At 65.1% G+C, this 15338-nt stretch carries 12 protein-coding genes; 8 read left to right on the top strand and 4 right to left on the bottom strand.

All coding sequences use genetic code 11. From position 1 onward, the window contains the following. Positions 1 to 186 precede the first annotated feature (186 nt). The 4 genes from OPU69_RS03165 to OPU69_RS03150 all read left to right on the top strand — a co-directional run bounded on the left by OPU69_RS03165 (position 187) and on the right by OPU69_RS03150 (position 7155). Positions 187 to 408 carry a hypothetical protein gene (locus OPU69_RS03165; RefSeq protein ID WP_060977665.1) on the top strand — a complete coding sequence of 74 codons (222 nt, stop codon included), beginning with the start codon at positions 187 to 189 and terminating at the stop codon, positions 406 to 408. Positions 409 to 954: 546 nt separating this feature from the next. Then, complete coding sequence (locus OPU69_RS03160) at positions 955 to 4872, top strand: tetratricopeptide repeat protein (RefSeq protein WP_498509297.1); 3918 nt, start codon at positions 955 to 957, stop codon at positions 4870 to 4872. Positions 4873 to 4904: 32 nt separating this feature from the next. Beyond that, positions 4905 to 5666: a 16S rRNA (uracil(1498)-N(3))-methyltransferase gene (locus OPU69_RS03155; RefSeq protein ID WP_060977663.1), complete on the top strand. Its 762-nt coding sequence runs from the start codon at positions 4905 to 4907 to the stop codon at positions 5664 to 5666. Positions 5667 to 5766: 100 nt separating this feature from the next. Then, positions 5767 to 7155: a glutamate--cysteine ligase gene (locus OPU69_RS03150; RefSeq protein WP_498509296.1), complete on the top strand. Its 1389-nt coding sequence runs from the start codon at positions 5767 to 5769 to the stop codon at positions 7153 to 7155. Positions 7156 to 7335: 180 nt separating this feature from the next. Here the strand turns inward: OPU69_RS03150 and OPU69_RS03145 are convergent, their stop codons facing one another. After that, positions 7336 to 7770: a hypothetical protein gene (locus tag OPU69_RS03145; protein WP_066112648.1), complete on the bottom strand. Its 435-nt coding sequence runs from the start codon at positions 7768 to 7770 to the stop codon at positions 7336 to 7338. Positions 7771 to 7887: 117 nt separating this feature from the next. On the opposite strand from OPU69_RS03145, the gene OPU69_RS03140 reads away from it, so the two are divergent. Further along, entirely contained in the window at positions 7888 to 8619 is a 732-nt protein-coding gene (locus OPU69_RS03140) for an extensin-like domain-containing protein (protein WP_498509295.1), read from the top strand. On the opposite strand, the gene OPU69_RS03135 is transcribed toward OPU69_RS03140, so the two are convergent. Together OPU69_RS03135 and ccmA are read right to left on the bottom strand one after the other, a co-directional pair. Further along, entirely contained in the window at positions 8620 to 9291 is a 672-nt protein-coding gene (locus OPU69_RS03135; RefSeq protein WP_060977659.1) for a heme exporter protein CcmB, read from the bottom strand. Then, complete coding sequence (ccmA, locus tag OPU69_RS03130; RefSeq protein WP_498509294.1) at positions 9288 to 9935, bottom strand: heme ABC exporter ATP-binding protein CcmA; 648 nt, start codon at positions 9933 to 9935, stop codon at positions 9288 to 9290. Before ccmA ends, OPU69_RS03135 begins: the two co-directional genes overlap by 4 nt. Between ccmA and OPU69_RS03125 the strand changes: the two genes are divergently transcribed. The 3 genes from OPU69_RS03125 (at position 9936) to OPU69_RS03115 (ending at position 12982) form a co-directional block, all read left to right on the top strand. Next, positions 9936 to 10271 (top strand): 4a-hydroxytetrahydrobiopterin dehydratase, encoded by a 336-nt coding sequence (locus OPU69_RS03125; RefSeq protein ID WP_498509321.1) that lies wholly within the window; start codon positions 9936 to 9938, stop codon positions 10269 to 10271. 103 nt (positions 10272 to 10374) lie between these two features. Beyond that, entirely contained in the window at positions 10375 to 12081 is a 1707-nt protein-coding gene (locus OPU69_RS03120; RefSeq protein ID WP_498509293.1) for a PHA/PHB synthase family protein, read from the top strand. A 67-nt stretch (positions 12082 to 12148) separates the two neighbouring features. Continuing rightward, positions 12149 to 12982 (top strand): alpha/beta fold hydrolase, encoded by an 834-nt coding sequence (locus tag OPU69_RS03115; protein WP_081097039.1) that lies wholly within the window; start codon positions 12149 to 12151, stop codon positions 12980 to 12982. Between the two features lie 153 nt (positions 12983 to 13135). Here the strand turns inward: OPU69_RS03115 and OPU69_RS03110 are convergent, their stop codons facing one another. Beyond that, a complete protein-coding gene (locus OPU69_RS03110) occupies positions 13136 to 15241 on the bottom strand; it encodes a malate synthase G (RefSeq protein ID WP_498509292.1) in 2106 nt (701 codons plus the stop codon). Positions 15242 to 15338 lie beyond the last annotated feature (97 nt).

Raw genomic sequence — 15338 nt, 5'->3', positions numbered from 1 at the left:
CAGCCTGCCACAAAAGCCTTTTTGCCCCGGATTTGGGCCGAAAACCGGCTTGCACGCATGGAACTTTCGGCTTAGTGGGGCATTGAGCGCCGGGAAGAGCTCGTAAAACACTCTTTTCGCAACGGGTTGCAATGCCTTGATTTCAAAAGATTAAGGCGCAATTTTGAATACGTGACGGAGGCTATAATGAAGAATCGTTTTGCTGTGGCAGCTCTTGCCGCACTCGCCGTCGCCGCAACGCCTGTGCTGGCTCAGACCAGCGTCGCACGCGTTTCGGCTGCTTCGGGTGACGAGAGCGAAGCCGAAGGCAGCACCGGCATCATCATCGGTGTCGTGGCTGCTGCTGCCGTGATCGGCGGTATCGTGATCGCTGCCGACCAGGACAGCGACACCCCGACCAGCCCCTGATTTCGATCAGGAGCCGTCGGGCCGCACTGGTCCGAACAGTTCAGGAAAACGGGGTCTTCGGGCCCCGTTTTTTTGTGCCTGAAGCGCGCATCCTACGCTGCCAGCGATAACCCGCAGAACAACGGAAAAGGCGGTTGACCAAAGTCTTGCTCCTCCCGCTCCGGCGCTTACGAAAAAAAATCGCTTCACTGCATTTTTTCCGTGGAACCTAACGAGGGCCGATGGGTTTTTGCTTCAGGACGGCAGACCAAGCCCCCCCTCCAATGCCGTCCTAAAAAACATGAGCCCGGGCGCGCGATCCTCCCCCCTTCTCATCGCGCCCGGGCTTATATTTTGCCCTCAACCCATCGCTGAACACGAAGCCTTGCTTCGCCGAGCCAAAATGCGCAGAACAGACGCATTCGGGTCGCACCGTTCTGCCCCGCTGGCGCGCGTACGCGCAGCCGGGTGCCGTCAGGGGTGTCGATGCGATCGCAACCGCCATTTCGAGCCGCACTGCCAGGAATCGGATCGTCGATCCGGCATGGTTGGGCTGTGGTTGCGGCGATGGCATTGTCTGCTTTTGCAGGCCCGGTGCAGAGCCAGTCCGCCAAGTCGGATATGGCGGCGAGCCAGACTGCCCAAAACGCGGCGGATGCGCCTGAAACCGATCCGCTGCTGGCCGAGATCGAACGCTTTCGCGCGATCGACGCGGAGGCCTTTGCCGCCAAGGACTATGCGCGTGCCGCCGAGGCCTCCGCCAGGGTTCTGGCGCTGGCCGAGCCGCTGGGCGACGACAGTTTCGTCCTGGCGCGCGCTCTTAACGACCATGCACTCAACCTGATGTTCGCTGGCAAGCCAGTCGATGCCGAACCGATCATGCGCCGGGCGCTGACGCTTTACGCCGGGCAGCTCGGCGCCGACCATCCCGAAACGCTGAAGGCCGAGGCCAATCTGGGCGCGGTGCTGTTCAATGCCGGGCGGACAGAGCAGGCCGCAGCCGCCTATCGCACTGCGCTTGACGGCTTTCGCGCCAAATTGGGGATCGACGATCCGACGACCCGCGATGCGGCCGCCAATCTTGTCGACATGCTCTATCGCCTCGCGCGCCGCGACGAGGCCATTCCCGTCCAGGCCGAGCTCGTCGACAGCCTGAAACGCGATCCCGGCCCGGATCACCCCGATACCTTGCTGCAGCAAAAGGTGCTGGCCACTCTCCAGATCGAAATGGGCCGGTATGAGCCGGCGCGAGACCTGTTGCGCGAGGCCTTGCCGCGCGTCGAGACGGCCCTGGGCAAGACCCATCCGCTGGCGACCGAGATTCTGGCCATGCTCTCGGTCACCTACGAACGCGTCGGCGATTATGCTGGGGCGGAACCCCTGGCCCGCGAGGCGCTGTCGCGCGCGCGCGAGGCCGCAGGACAAGACAGCCCATCGACATTTCTCGCCAATGTCGCGCTGGGCAATATCCGCATCGCGCTGGCGCGTTTCGCAGAGGCCGAAGCCGATCTGAAGCCCGCCTATCAGGCATCGCTGACCAATCCGGGGGAAGCGAGCGAACTGAGCCTTGCGCTGGCGCGTTCGCTGGCCACGGTCTATCTCAATACCGGGCAGTTTCGCGAGGGCATCGCCATCATGGAACGCGCAACGGACGTGGTGAAACGCCATTATCCGCCGACCAACAGCTTTGCCCATGTCATTCCGGGCACCCTGGTCTCGCTGCTGCTGGCATCCGGACGGTACAGCGAGGCAGAACCGATCAGCGCGGCCTTGCTTGCCGATATCCGCAAGGTCCGCGGCGTGGACAATCGCGATGCGATCAACGTCGCCGCCAATCACGCGCTGCTCCTTACCAACATGGGCCGCTATGCCGAGGCCGAAGCGCTGACCGAGGAAATCTATCCCCATCAGCTCGCGCAACTGGGGCGCGACCATTCCGAAACGCTGTCCAACCGCAACAATCTGGCGCTGATCCAGATCTATCGCGGGCAGTATACCGAGGCGGAAGCGCTTCTGCTCGAGACCCAGGCGCTCGCGCTCGAACGTTATGGGCGCCAGCACCCGATCTGGCAGGGCACGGCGGTCAATCTGGCATTGGTGCTGGTGCAGCAGCGCCGATACGCCGAGGCCGAGGCGGTCTATCAGGCAAGCCTCGATGCGTTGAACCAGGCGCTGGGGCCGGATCACGTCTCGGTCCTGCAGACCCGCGCCAATATTGCCGACATGAAGCTCCAGCGCGGCGATTTTGCGGGCGCAGCAGACATCCTGGCTTCGGTTCTGGACCGGGGGGCCAGCCAGTCTGCGCAGCAAAGCCAATTGCTCATTCTCGCCCGGACCAATCTGGGCATCGCGCAATTGCTGCTCGATCGCCCGAAGGAAGCGGAAGCCAATCTGCGCCAGGTCGTCGATCTCCCATACGAGACGCTCGCGCGCGATCATCCGCTGCGCTTTGCCGCGCAGTCGCGGCTGGCGCTGGTCTATGCCCGGCGCGATGAGTTTGCTGCTGCCGATGCGATCTATACCGATCTGTCGCAAAGCCAGATCGCGGCGTTCGGGCTTTCGCATCCCAACAGCCTCGATACGCTGTCGATCCTCATTCGGGCACGGATCGCCAACAGCGCTGCCGGCACCGATCGCCTCACCCCCGCGCGCATGCTGCTCCAGGGACTCGCCGAGCGCATCGGTACCGCCGACAATGGCTTGGGCGGAGAAGCGCAAAGCACCCGCGACCGCGCCAATTTGGCCGATTATTACAGCCGGGCGGTCGATGCGATGTGGCTCGCCCGCGGCCAGGACCTTGCGACGATCCGCGGCGAGGCCTTTGCCGCGCTGCAAGGCGCCATTGCGGGCGGCGCCAATGACGCCATCGCGCGGATGGCGGCGCGCGGTCTGGCCGACAGCATCGATCCCGCGCTGGGTGATCTGGTGCGCGAACGCGAAACGCTGGCCAGCGGCTGGACCGAGAATGCCCGAAAATATAACGAGGCGCTGGCCAGTACCGCACCGGGCGCACCGGAATTGCGGGCCAACCTGCTGGAAGGCCGAAAGGTCATGGCCGATCGCATTGCCGCGATCGATCGGACCCTTCGCCAGCAGTTTCCGCAATATTTCGCGCTGGTACGGCCCGAGCCGCTGTCCGAAACCCAGGCCGAGCAGCTGCTGGGCGCCGATGAGGCGGCGCTGCTCATCGTGCCCAGCGACAAGGGAACGCATGTCTTTGCGGTCAGCGCGGCGGGCACGGTCTGGCACAAGGCGGATGCGGACAGCGACGAGATCGCTGCCAAGGTTCGCCGGCTGCTATGGGATGTCGGCGCAAATGTGAACGTGGATGCGGTCGAGGATGCGCAATGGTCGAACGAGGGTGACGGCGCCTATCCGTTCGATCGGGGCACCGCCTTTGCGCTTTACGAGACGCTCATCGCACCGGTGGCAGAGACAATCAGGGGCAAGCGCCACCTGTTCATTGCCGCGGGCGGTCCGCTCTCGTCGCTGCCCTTCGGCATGCTGGTCACCGAAAAGCCCGAAGGCGCGGACGGTGACCCCGCCAATCTGCGCGCTACCAGATGGTTTGCCGATGCGCATGCACTGATCCAGATACCGTCGCTCCAGTCGCTGAAGTTCCTGCGCGACAAGCGCGCAACGGCCGCGACAACCGGAGCGGCCACGCGCCAGCCGTTCATGGGCTTTGGCGATCCTGCGCTCGAGGGCCAGGCGGTGCAGCGCGGCAGCGGGGGCCGTGGTACGTTTGTCAAGGGCAAGGGCCGCGATCCCCGCCGCGCGCGGCCACAGGGTCTCGCCGCCGCGCAGGCGTTCCTGCCGGGCACCACCCGCTCGGGAGGCGGCATTGCCAATATCGCAGCGCTCAGGTCGATGGCGCGGCTGCCGGGCACGGCGCAGGAACTGGCGGCGATGCGCACCGCATTGGGGGCAGAGCCCGCCAGCGTGATGACCGGACAGCAGGCGACCGAGGCCAATGTCCGCAAGGCCAGGCTTTCCGACGCGCGCATCGTGGCGCTGGCAACGCACGGGCTGATGGCGGGCGAGATCGAGGGCGCGGCCGAACCCGGGCTGGTGTTCACCCCGCCCGATGCCGCGAGCGAAGTCGATGACGGGCTGCTGACCGCCTCCGAGGTCGCCGGGCTGAAGCTCGATGCCGATTGGGTTATCCTCTCGGCCTGCAACACGGCGGCGGGTGACGGATCGGAAGGCGCGCCCGGCCTGTCCGGACTGGCGCGTGCGTTCTTCTATGCGGGGGCGCGCAACCTGCTCGCCTCGCACTGGCCGGTGCGCGACGACGTGGCGGCGCGGATGACGGTGCGGGCGATAGAGATCGCGCGCGACAACCCTGCCCTCTCCCGCGCCGAAGCCTTTGCCCAGGCGATGCGCGAGATCCGCATCGATGCCAGCCAGGACTCGGACAGCGACACGCTCGCGCACCCCAATGCCTGGGCCCCGTTCACCCTGATCGGCGACGGCACGCGCTAGACCTGCCCGCCCGGCAGGGCTAAGGCACAAGGATGACCGCAACCCCTGCCTGGCCGCCGCGCTCTGCCCCGCGCCTGTTCGTCGATCAGCCACTGGGCGAAGGCGGCGCGCTGCGCATCGAGGGCAACCAGGCGCATTATCTGCTCAACGTCATGCGCCTGCCCGAAGGCGCGGCGGTGAAGCTGTTCGACGATATCAGCGGCGAATTTCTCGGCCGGGTCAGCGCACGCGGCAAGCGCGATCTGATGATCGACATCGAGGGCCAGACCCGCCCTCGCGAGGCGGTGCCCGACTTCTGGCTCTGCGCCGCGCCGATCAAGAAACCGCGCTTCGATTTCCTGGCGGAAAAGGCGTGCGAACTGGGCGTCGCGCGCTTCGTGCCGGTGCTGACCGAGCGCGCGGTGGTCGACAAGGTCAAGGACGACCGGCTGCGCGGCACGATGATCGAGGCGGCAGAACAGTGCGAGCGCACCGCGCTGCCCGAGATCGCTCCCCTCACCCGGCTCGACGCGCTGCTCAAGGCCTGGCCCGAGGGACGCCACCTGTTCTTCGCCGACGAGCGGTTGCACGATGGCAGTGGTGTGTCGTTTGGCGAGGCGCTGGCCACGCATGGCGGAGCGGCCGCAGTGCTGATCGGGCCCGAGGGTGGCTTTACCGATGCCGAGAATGCGGCGATCCGCAACCATCCCGCCGCCGTGCCGGTCTCGCTCGGCCCGCGCATCCTGCGCGCGGAAACGGCGGCGATCACCGCCACTGCTATCTGGATGGCGGCGAATGGCGATTGGGGCACTTGATTGCCTGCGGTTTGACACCATTACACATTTTAAAGCTGGCATGGGTTGCAAGGCGCAACTAAAGCACCGGCGACACGATATTCAGGGGTTCAGGGCGCAGATGAGTACACGTTCCGCGACGGATCAGGACGATCCGATCATCACCTCGATCGCGCAGCTTGCAGAACCGATGGCCGCAGGCGAAAAGCCCAAGGAGCGCTGGCGCATCGGCACCGAGCACGAGAAATTCGTGTTCTGCCGCAACGACTTCCACGCACCCAGCTATGACGAGCCCGGCGGCATCCGCGACCTGCTGATGGCGCTGACCGAGTTCGGCTGGGAGCCGGTCGAGGAGCGCACCCCCGATGGCGGCAGCAACGTCATCGCGATGCGCGGCCCCGATGGCACGGTGAGCCTCGAGCCTGCCGGACAGCTCGAACTGTCGGGCGCGCCGCTCGAGAACCTGCACGAAACCTGCGCCGAGACCGGACGCCATCTGGCCCAGGTCAAGGCGATCGGCGAAAAGACGGGCAAGGGCTTTCTGGGCCTGGGCATGTGGCCCGACAAGACCCGCGCCGAGCTGCCGATCATGCCCAAGGGCCGCTATGGCATCATGCTGAACCACATGCCGCGCGTCGGCTCGATGGGGCTCGACATGATGCTGCGCACCTGCACGATCCAGGTGAATCTCGATTATTCGAGCGAAGCGGACATGGCGAAGAAGTTCCGTGTGGGGCTGGCGCTGCAACCGCTGGCGACCGCCTTGTTTGCCAACTCGCCGTTTACCGAGGGCAAGCCCAACGGCATGCTGTCCTATCGCAGCCATATCTGGTCGGACACCGATCCCGCGCGCACCGGCATGCTGCCCTTCGTGTTCGAGGACGGGTTCGGATATGAGCGCTATGTCGAATACATGCTCGACGTGCCGATGTATTTCGTGTTCCGCGACGGGCTGTATATCGACGCGGCGGGGCAGAGCTTCCGCGATTTCCTCGACGGCAAGCTTCCTGCCCTGCCCGGCGAGCGCCCGACGCTGAGCGACTGGAACGACCATCTTTCCACCGCCTTTCCCGAGGTGCGCCTGAAGAGCTTTCTCGAGATGCGCGGGGCGGATGGCGGTCCGTGGAGCCGCATCTGCGCGCTGCCCGCGCTCTGGGTCGGCCTGCTCTATGATCAAGGCGCGCTCGATGCGGCCTGGGATCTGGTCAAGGGCTGGAGCATCGAGGAGCGCCAGGCGCTGCGCGACTCCGTGCCGAAACTGGGCCTGGACGCGCCGATCGCCGGCGGCCGTAAGTTGCGCGACATCGCGGCGCAAGTGCTCGATATCGCCTCGTCGGGCCTGGCATCGCGCGCGCGGCTCAACAGCAGCGGCGATAACGAGACCGGCTTTCTCGAACCGCTGCGCGACGTCGTCGCGCGCGGCAAGACGCCGGCGGAAGACCTGCTCGCTCTCTACCATGGCGAATGGGGCGGCGATATCCGCAAGGTCTATGGCGCAATGCAGTTCTGACACCCATCCCTCTCCCCTTGCGGGAGAGGGTTGCGCAGACTTGGCAGCTTGCTGCCTAGTCGAAGCTGGGTGAGGGGTAATTGCGCAAACGTTGCAGCCACCCTCATCCAACTCCGCCTAACCGCGCTAACGCGCGCCAAGGCTACTTATCCTTCTCCCTGCTCAGGGAGAAGGTTTGATTCAAGCCCGCGCCATCTGTCCCGCACCGCCCGGCAACCTTGCCACCAGTGCCAGATACCAGACCAGCAGCACCATGTTGGGGATCGCGTTGCGCCAGAAGCCGGTCGCGACCGAGAGCGCGCTATCGACCACGAACCAGAGTAGCACCGACAGCGTCACCATCCGCCACAGCTTCTGCGCCTGTTGTGCCGACAGATCAGGCGTGATCCGCGCCACCGCCAGCAGCGTCGCGCCCCAGCCGAGCGACACCGCGCCCATCAGCGCGATGCTGAACCGGTGCAGCGGATCATAGGCAATCGGCGTTTCCGCCCCCAGCATCTCGAGCAGCAGCGTCATTGCCGCGTCGGTCGCGGCAAAGGCGCCCGATATCAGCAACAGCCCGAAGGCGATCACTCCCCCGCACCAGAGGCTCATCTGCGTGGTCCAGCTGTTCATCGTGTTCTCTCCCAATTCGTCCAATGCGCCGATGATGGGCAAGGCGCGGCGGACAAACAATTACGTCCTAGGTCATGGCGCTGCATCTTCTGTCATGCGGGCGCGTTAGAACGGCTTATGCTCATCACCAAGATCATCAGCTGGCTGCGGCACAGCATTGTGCTCGCGCTGATCGCCTGCACGTTGCTGGTCGGCTGGCTGCTGCTCAAGCCGGGGCGCGAGGATCTGCCCTGGACGCCGCTCAGCCTCACCGACCCGATCGGCATGACGACACGCGGCAAGATCGTCGATCTGACCGGCCAGCGCGACCAGTGCCTGGCGCTGCTCGAATCTTCGGGCCTGGAATTCACGCCGCGCGAGCCCTTCGGCGCGGACCAGTGCCGGGTCGAGGATGCGGTGCGCACGAATGCCGGGCAGACGCTGCTTCCGCTCGCCCCGGCGTCGGTCTCCCCCTCCTGCCCGATGGCGATCGGCCTGCTGCTCTGGCAGGCGCAGGTGGTGCAGCCCCGCGCACAGGCGATCTTGGGGAGCAAGGTCACCAATATCGAGACGTTCGGCAGCTATTCGTGCCGCCGCATGTACGCGCGCGACGACGGCCCGTGGAGCGAACATGCCACCGCCGACGCGCTCGACGTCAGCGGGTTCGTGCTCGCCGATGGTCGGCGGATTTCGGTGCTGAACGACTGGCAGGGCGATGGCGACAAGGCCCGCTTCCTGCGCGCGGTACGTGATGGGGCGTGCGACCTGTTTTCGACCACACTCTCGCCCGATTACAATGCCGCGCACGCCGACCACCTCCACCTCGACCTTGCCGATCGCGGCACGATGAGCTGGCGCGCCTGCCGCTGACTATTCTCGCCCGGCGCGGATCGCGGCTCCAGCGGCGATCGGGCAGATGACGGTGAGCAGCAGGCTCGCGGCGGCGAGCAGAAGCAGTCCGTTCTGGCTGCCCGGCGTCAGGCTGCCCGCACCGAAGATCAGCAGCGGCACCGCGAGCGGCAGCAGCAGCAGGCCGCCCAGCGCCGCACCATGGCGCAGGCCCGCGGTGAGCGCCGCGATCATCACGCCCAAAGCCGCGAGCGCCGGCGTCGCGCAGGCCAATCCGATCTCGACAATGATCAGCTGCTCCGCGCTCTGCCCCAGCAGCCCAGCGGAAATGATCGCGGCGAGCATCAGCGGCGGGCCGAAGCTCAGCCAGTGCCCGACGGTCTTGGCGAGCGCGATCAGCTCTTCGGACAGGCCGCGCACGACATATTGGTCGATCATCCCCTGGTCGACATCGGCCTGGACCAGCCGGTCGATCGGCAGGATGCTGGCGAGCAAGGCCGCGACCCAGATCACCCCGCCGCCGGTGCGCCCGAGCAGTTGCGCATCGGGGCCGACCGCGAAGGGATAAATGGTTGCAACCGCCAGGAAGAAGATGATCGGCATCACGAACCCGGCGCTCCCGCGCGCGCCGCCACCGAGCCCGAAGGCCAGCATGAGTTCGCGGCGGACGAGCGTGCCGAGTGCGCCGATCATGCGGGGTCATCCAGCACGGATGCGGGCACGAAATCGGCGAGTGGCAGCGTCTGCGCGCCGTCGAGCGGCAGCGGCTGGTGCGAGGCGGCGAGCACGATGCCGCCCGCTTCGCGATGCTGCGCCATCAGATCGCCCAGCCGCGTGATCGATGCGGTGTCGAGACCGTTGGCAGGCTCGTCGAGCAGCCAGATGCCCGCGCGCGACAGGCTGATCCGCGCAAGCAGCGCACGCTTGCGCTGTCCGGTCGAGAGGAAGCGCACCGGCACATCGGCGAGATGCGCGAGATCTACGGCTGCGAGCGCTTCCGAAATATCGCCATCGGCGCTGCCGTCGAGCCTCGCCCAGTGCCCGAGCGCGCGGGCCAGCGGTTGCCCGGCATCGAGTGCGACCTTCTCGTCGGCCAGCGCCATGCGCCCGGTCGCCTTGACCTCGCCCGCATAGGCCGGCAGCAAACCGGCGATGACGCGGATCAGGCTCGATTTTCCGAGTCCATTGGGGCCCGTGACATGCAACGCCTCCCCTGCCGCGAGCTTCAGTGAAACCCCGCGAAACAGGATACGCCCACCGCGCAAGCACGCAAGGCTCACGCATTCCAGCGCGGCGCTGCTCTCAAAGCCCTTGGATATTGCAGCATCTTGCGCCATCTGCCCCCGGATGGCGCATTTGCCGCCCGCTGCCAAGAGGAGACGATGATGGTCCGCAAACTGGAAGGCGCCGAACGCGCCGAGGCGCTCGCCAGCCTGCCCGAATGGACGCACGAACCGGTGCGCGACGGCATTACCCGCCGCTTCACGTTCGACGATTTCGCGCGCGCCTTCGGCTTCATGACCAGCGTCGCGATCCTTGCCGAAAAGGCCGACCATCATCCCGAATGGTCGAACGTCTATAACCGGGTCGACATATTGCTGACGACGCACGACGCCGATGGGCTGTCGCAGCGCGACATCGACTTGGCCCGGTCGATCGACGCCCTGCTCTGACACCGGAAATCGCGGCCATTGTGCACGCCGCGGCCGCGCTATACTGTGCTCCCCGACCGACCCCGCATGAACGGGGCGGCAAACCATTCGGGAGAGAGTGTTTATGGCAGGTGAGACCCCTGATCTGGTCGACGAAGCGGCCCAGTCCACCACGGCGCTGGGACCGCTGATGGGGCTGGCGCGCGAGGATTTTATCGGCGCGATCGGCCTGTTGCTGCGCGAAACCGCCAGCGACCCGGCGCGCACGATGCGGCACGCGCAGGCGTTTTCCGAAGATGTCGTCAAGATCATGATGGGCCAGTCTGAATTGTCGCCCGATCCCAAGGACAAGCGCTTCATGGACCCCGCCTGGCGGTTCAACCCGTTCTTCAAGGCCGGCGCGCAATATTATCTGGCCGTGCAGAAGGGCATGAAAAGCTGGATCGACGAGCTCGAACTCGATGCGCTGGAGCGCGACCGCGCGAATTTCATCTCCGCGATCATCATCGATGCGCTCGCCCCCACCAACAGCCTGATTGGCAACCCGACCGCGCAGAAGCGCATCGTCGATTCGGGCGGGCTGTCGCTGCTCAAGGGGCTGAAGAACGCCTATAACGACATGGTCTATAATGACGGCATGGTCAGCCAGGTCGACAAGAAGCCGTTCACGCTGGGCGAGAATGTCGCGACCTCGAAGGGCAATGTCGTCTATCGCGACGAGATCATGGAACTGATCCAGTACGCTCCGACGACGGACGAGGTCTACGCGATCCCGCAGCTGACCATCCCGCCGCAGATCAACAAGATGTACATCAACGACCTGTCGCCCGAGAAATCGGTGGTGAAGTGGCAGGTCGACAATGGCATCCAGACCTTCGTCATCTCGTGGCGCAACCCGCAAAAGGAACACGGCGCCTGGGCGATGGCGGACTATATCGCCGCCTGCACCCGCGCGCTCGACGTGGTGTGCGAGATTACCGGATCGAAAAAGGTCAACGTCTCGGGCGGCTGTTCGGGCGGGCAGACGCTGGCGATGCTGGTATCCAAGCTGCAGGCCTCGGGCGATGACCGGATTGGATCGGTGACGCTGATGGTGTGCGTGCTGCACCCCAAACAGACCGATATCGAGGCGGGATCGCTGATGAGCGACAATGGCCTGGCGCTCGCCAAGCAGCGCGCAGCACGCAAGGGCGTGATCAAGGGCAGCGACCTGTCGCGCGGCTTTGCCTGGCTGCGGCCCAATGACCTGATCTGGAACTATGTCATCAACAACTATCTGATGGGTGAGGACCCGCCCGCGTTCGACGTATTGTTCTGGAATGCCGATGCCACCAACCTGTCGGCCAGCCTGATGGGCGATTTCCTGCACATCTATGAAACGCTCGCCTTCACCCGCAAGGGCGAGGTCGAGATGGTCGGACACAGGATCGATCTGTCCAAGGTGACCAACGACCTGTTCATCCTGGGCGGCGTGACCGACCATATCACACCGTGGCGCGCCTGCTATCGTTCGACCCAGCTGTTCGGATCGAAGAATATCGACTTCATCCTGTCGCAATCGGGGCACATGCAGGCGATCCTCAACCCGCCGACCAACCCCAAGGCGAAATATTTCAAGATGAAGGGCAACACGCCGACCAAGGCGGGCAAGACCCCGGCCGATGTCGACGACTGGCTGGCCAAGGCCGAAGAGGTCAAGGGCAGCTGGTGGCCTTACTGGATGGAATGGGTCCAGGCGCGCTCGGGCGACAAGGTGCCAGCGCCCGCCGCAACCGGCAGCAAGAAGCATCCCGCGCTGGAACCCGCGCCGGGCCTGTATGTACTGGAGTGAGACCTTCAAATCCTCCCCGTAACGGGGAGGATCGCACCGACGAAATACGCACAGATCGGAATTCTTCTTGGCCACCCAGTTCAAATCTACCGCCGCCACCGGGCCCGAAATCACCATGGAGCAGGTCGATGGCCGTACCCTGCGCGTCGCGCGCTGGCGCTTCGACGAGGGGCTGACCAAGCCGCCGCTGCTGTTCTTCAACGGTATCGGCGCGAACATGGAGGCTGTGGCCCCCTTTGCCGATCTGCTCGAGGAACGGCCGTTCATCACCTTCGACATGCCCGGCGTCGGCGGTTCGCCCGATCCGCGCGTGCCTTACAATGCATTCTTGATGGCACGCATCGCCTGGCTGCTGCTCGATCGGTTCGGCATCGAGACGGTCGACGTGATGGGGGTGAGCTGGGGCGGCGCGATGGCGCAGCATTTCGCGCTCCAGCATTCGGGCAACGTCAACCGGCTGGTGCTCGCCGCGACCACCGCGGGGATGTTCATGATCCCCGGCAATATCTCAGCCTTGAGCAAGATGGCCGATCCGCGTCGCTATATCGACCCCAGCTATATGGAGAAGCATTTCGCGACGCTCTATGGCGGCTCGACCGAGGGCGCGAGCGGCCATACCGGGCGCATTACCCCGCCGTCCAAGATCGGCTATTTCTACCAGCTGCTCGCGATGATCGGCTGGACCAGCGCGCCCTTCCTGCCGTTCATGAACAAGCCGACTTTGGTGCTGATGGGCGGCGACGACCAGATCGTGCCGGTCGCCAACGGGCATATCCTCAAGACGCTGATCCCCAATTCGGAACTCAAGATCATCGAGGATGGCGGGCACCTGTTCCTGCTCAGCCATCTCGACGAGAGCCTCGCCGCCATCCGCGCGCATCTGGATGCGGTTGAGGCATAGGAGCCAGGTCAGGCTCCAGGCTAAGCCATAATCGTCACCCCCGCGAAGGGGGGGGTCCCGCTAGAAGGGGGGGGTCCCGCTATCTGACTCAGGTCTGCAAAAAAGCGGGATTCCCGCCTTCGCGGGAATGACGAGAAATTGTTTAGGACGGCTTCAACTCGCCGCCTTCACCTTCTGGCGATAAGCATGCAGCAGCGGCTCGGTGTAACCGCTCGGCTGCTCGATACCCTTGAACACCAGATCGCGCGCGGCCTGGAAGGCGAACGAGCCTTCCGGATTGTCCGCCATCGGCCGGTAAAGCGGATCGCCCGCATTCTGCGCATCGACCTTGGCCGCCATGCGCAGCAGCGCCTCGTCCACCTCTTCAGCCGTGCACACGCCGTGCAGCAGCCAGTTGGCGAGCGCTTGGGACGAGATGCGCAGCGTCGCACGGTCTTCCATCAGGCCGACATCGTGAATGTCGGGCACCTTCGAACAGCCGATGCCCTGATCGACCCAGCGCACCACATAGCCCAGAATCCCTTGCGCATTATTGTCGAGCTCGGCGCGGATGTCCTCGGGCGACCAGTTCTGCCCTGCGGCGAGAGGCACGTTGAGCAGCGGCTCGAGCGTCGGCACCGGCTGGCTCGCGATCTCGGCGCGGCGCGCGAAGACATCGACCTTGTGATAGTGCATCGCGTGCAGCGTCGCGGCGGTGGGTGACGGCACCCAGGCGGTATTCGCGCCGGTCAGCGGGTGGCCGATCTTCTGTTCCATCATGTCGCGCATCATGTCGGGCGCGGCCCACATGCCCTTCCCGATCTGCGCCTTGCCGTCGAGCCCGCATTTGAGGCCGATGCCGACATTGCGCGCCTCGTACGACTTGATCCAGTCCGACGTCTTCATGTCGCCCTTGCGGATCATCGCGCCTGCCTGCATCGAGGTGTGAATCTCGTCGCCGGTGCGGTCGAGAAAGCCGGTGTTGATGAACACGATCCGGTCCTTCACCGCATGAATGCACGCGGCGAGGTTCGCCGAGGTGCGGCGCTCCTCGTCCATCACGCCGACCTTGATCGTGTGGCGCTCGAGGCCCAGCATGTCCTCGACCGCGTTGAACAGCTCGTTGGTGAACGCGCATTCCTCCGGCCCGTGCATCTTGGGTTTGACGATATAGATGGAGCCTGTGCGGCTGTTGCGGAAGCGGCCGAGGCCGTTCAGATCGTGCATGCCGATCGCGCTGGTAAAGACCGCATCCAGAATGCCCTCGGGCGCTTCCGATCCGTCGGCGAGCAGCACCGCCGGATTGGTCATCAGATGCCCGACATTGCGTACGAACAGCACGCTGCGCCCCGGCAGAGTGAACGCGGTGCCGTCGGGCGCGAGATAGTCGCGGTCCGGCTCGAGCGCGCGGGTCAGCGTCTTGCCGCCCTTGGGGAAGCTCGCCTCCAGGTCGCCGCGCATCAGGCCCAGCCAGTTTGTGTAGGCGAGGATCTTGTCCTCGGCATCGACTGCCGCGACCGAATCCTCCATGTCGATGATGGTGGTGAGCGCAGCCTCGAGCAGCACATCGGCAATCCCCGCCGGATCATCCTTGCCGATCGGGTGCGCAGGATCGATCACGATCTCGATATGCAGGCCGTTATGCTTGAGCAGCAGACTGGCTCCGCGCGTGCCGACAAGCTGCGCGGGGTCGGCAAGCGCAGGCGTGCCACCGGCATAATCCGCCCAGCTTCCTTGCGCGAGCGGGACCGCCTCGTCGAGAAACGCCTTGGCCGCCTTGACCACCGCAGCACCGCGCACCGGATCATAGCCGCCGGGCTGGGCCGGGGCGGCATCGAGCGCATCGGTGCCGTAATAGGCGTCGTAAAGGCTGCCCCAGCGTGCATTGGCGGCATTGAGGACGAAGCGGTCGTTGAGCGACGGCACGACGAGCTGCGGGCCTGCCATGGTTGCAATCTCGGGATCGACATTCTGCGTGCCGATGGCGAACGGCTGCGGCTCGGTCACCAGATAGCCGATGTCGTACAGAAAAGTGCGATACTCCATGGCGTTCACCGGCTGGCCCTTGCGCGCGCGGTGCCAGTCATCGATCTTTGCCTGCAGATCGTCGCGCTTTTCCAGCAGCTTGCGGTTCACAGGTACGAAACGCTCGAGCAGAGCGGCGAGATCCGCCCAGAAGCGGTCCGCATCCAACGCCAGCGGGGCCAGCACCGATTCGGTGACAAAGCCGTGCAGCGCGGAATCGATGCTGATGCCGTTGCTCTGGAGATATTCGCTCATTCCCGGTCCTCTTTGCTTGATCAAGATCACCCCGGCGACAGGCGCGCGTGGTGGCAGAGTTTCCCGGGGAGGAATGGCCGACAGCCTATGGCAAGGC

This window comes from Blastomonas sp. 34TW, from assembly GCF_059803595.1.
This window is presented reverse-complemented; position numbering and strand designations above follow the sequence as displayed.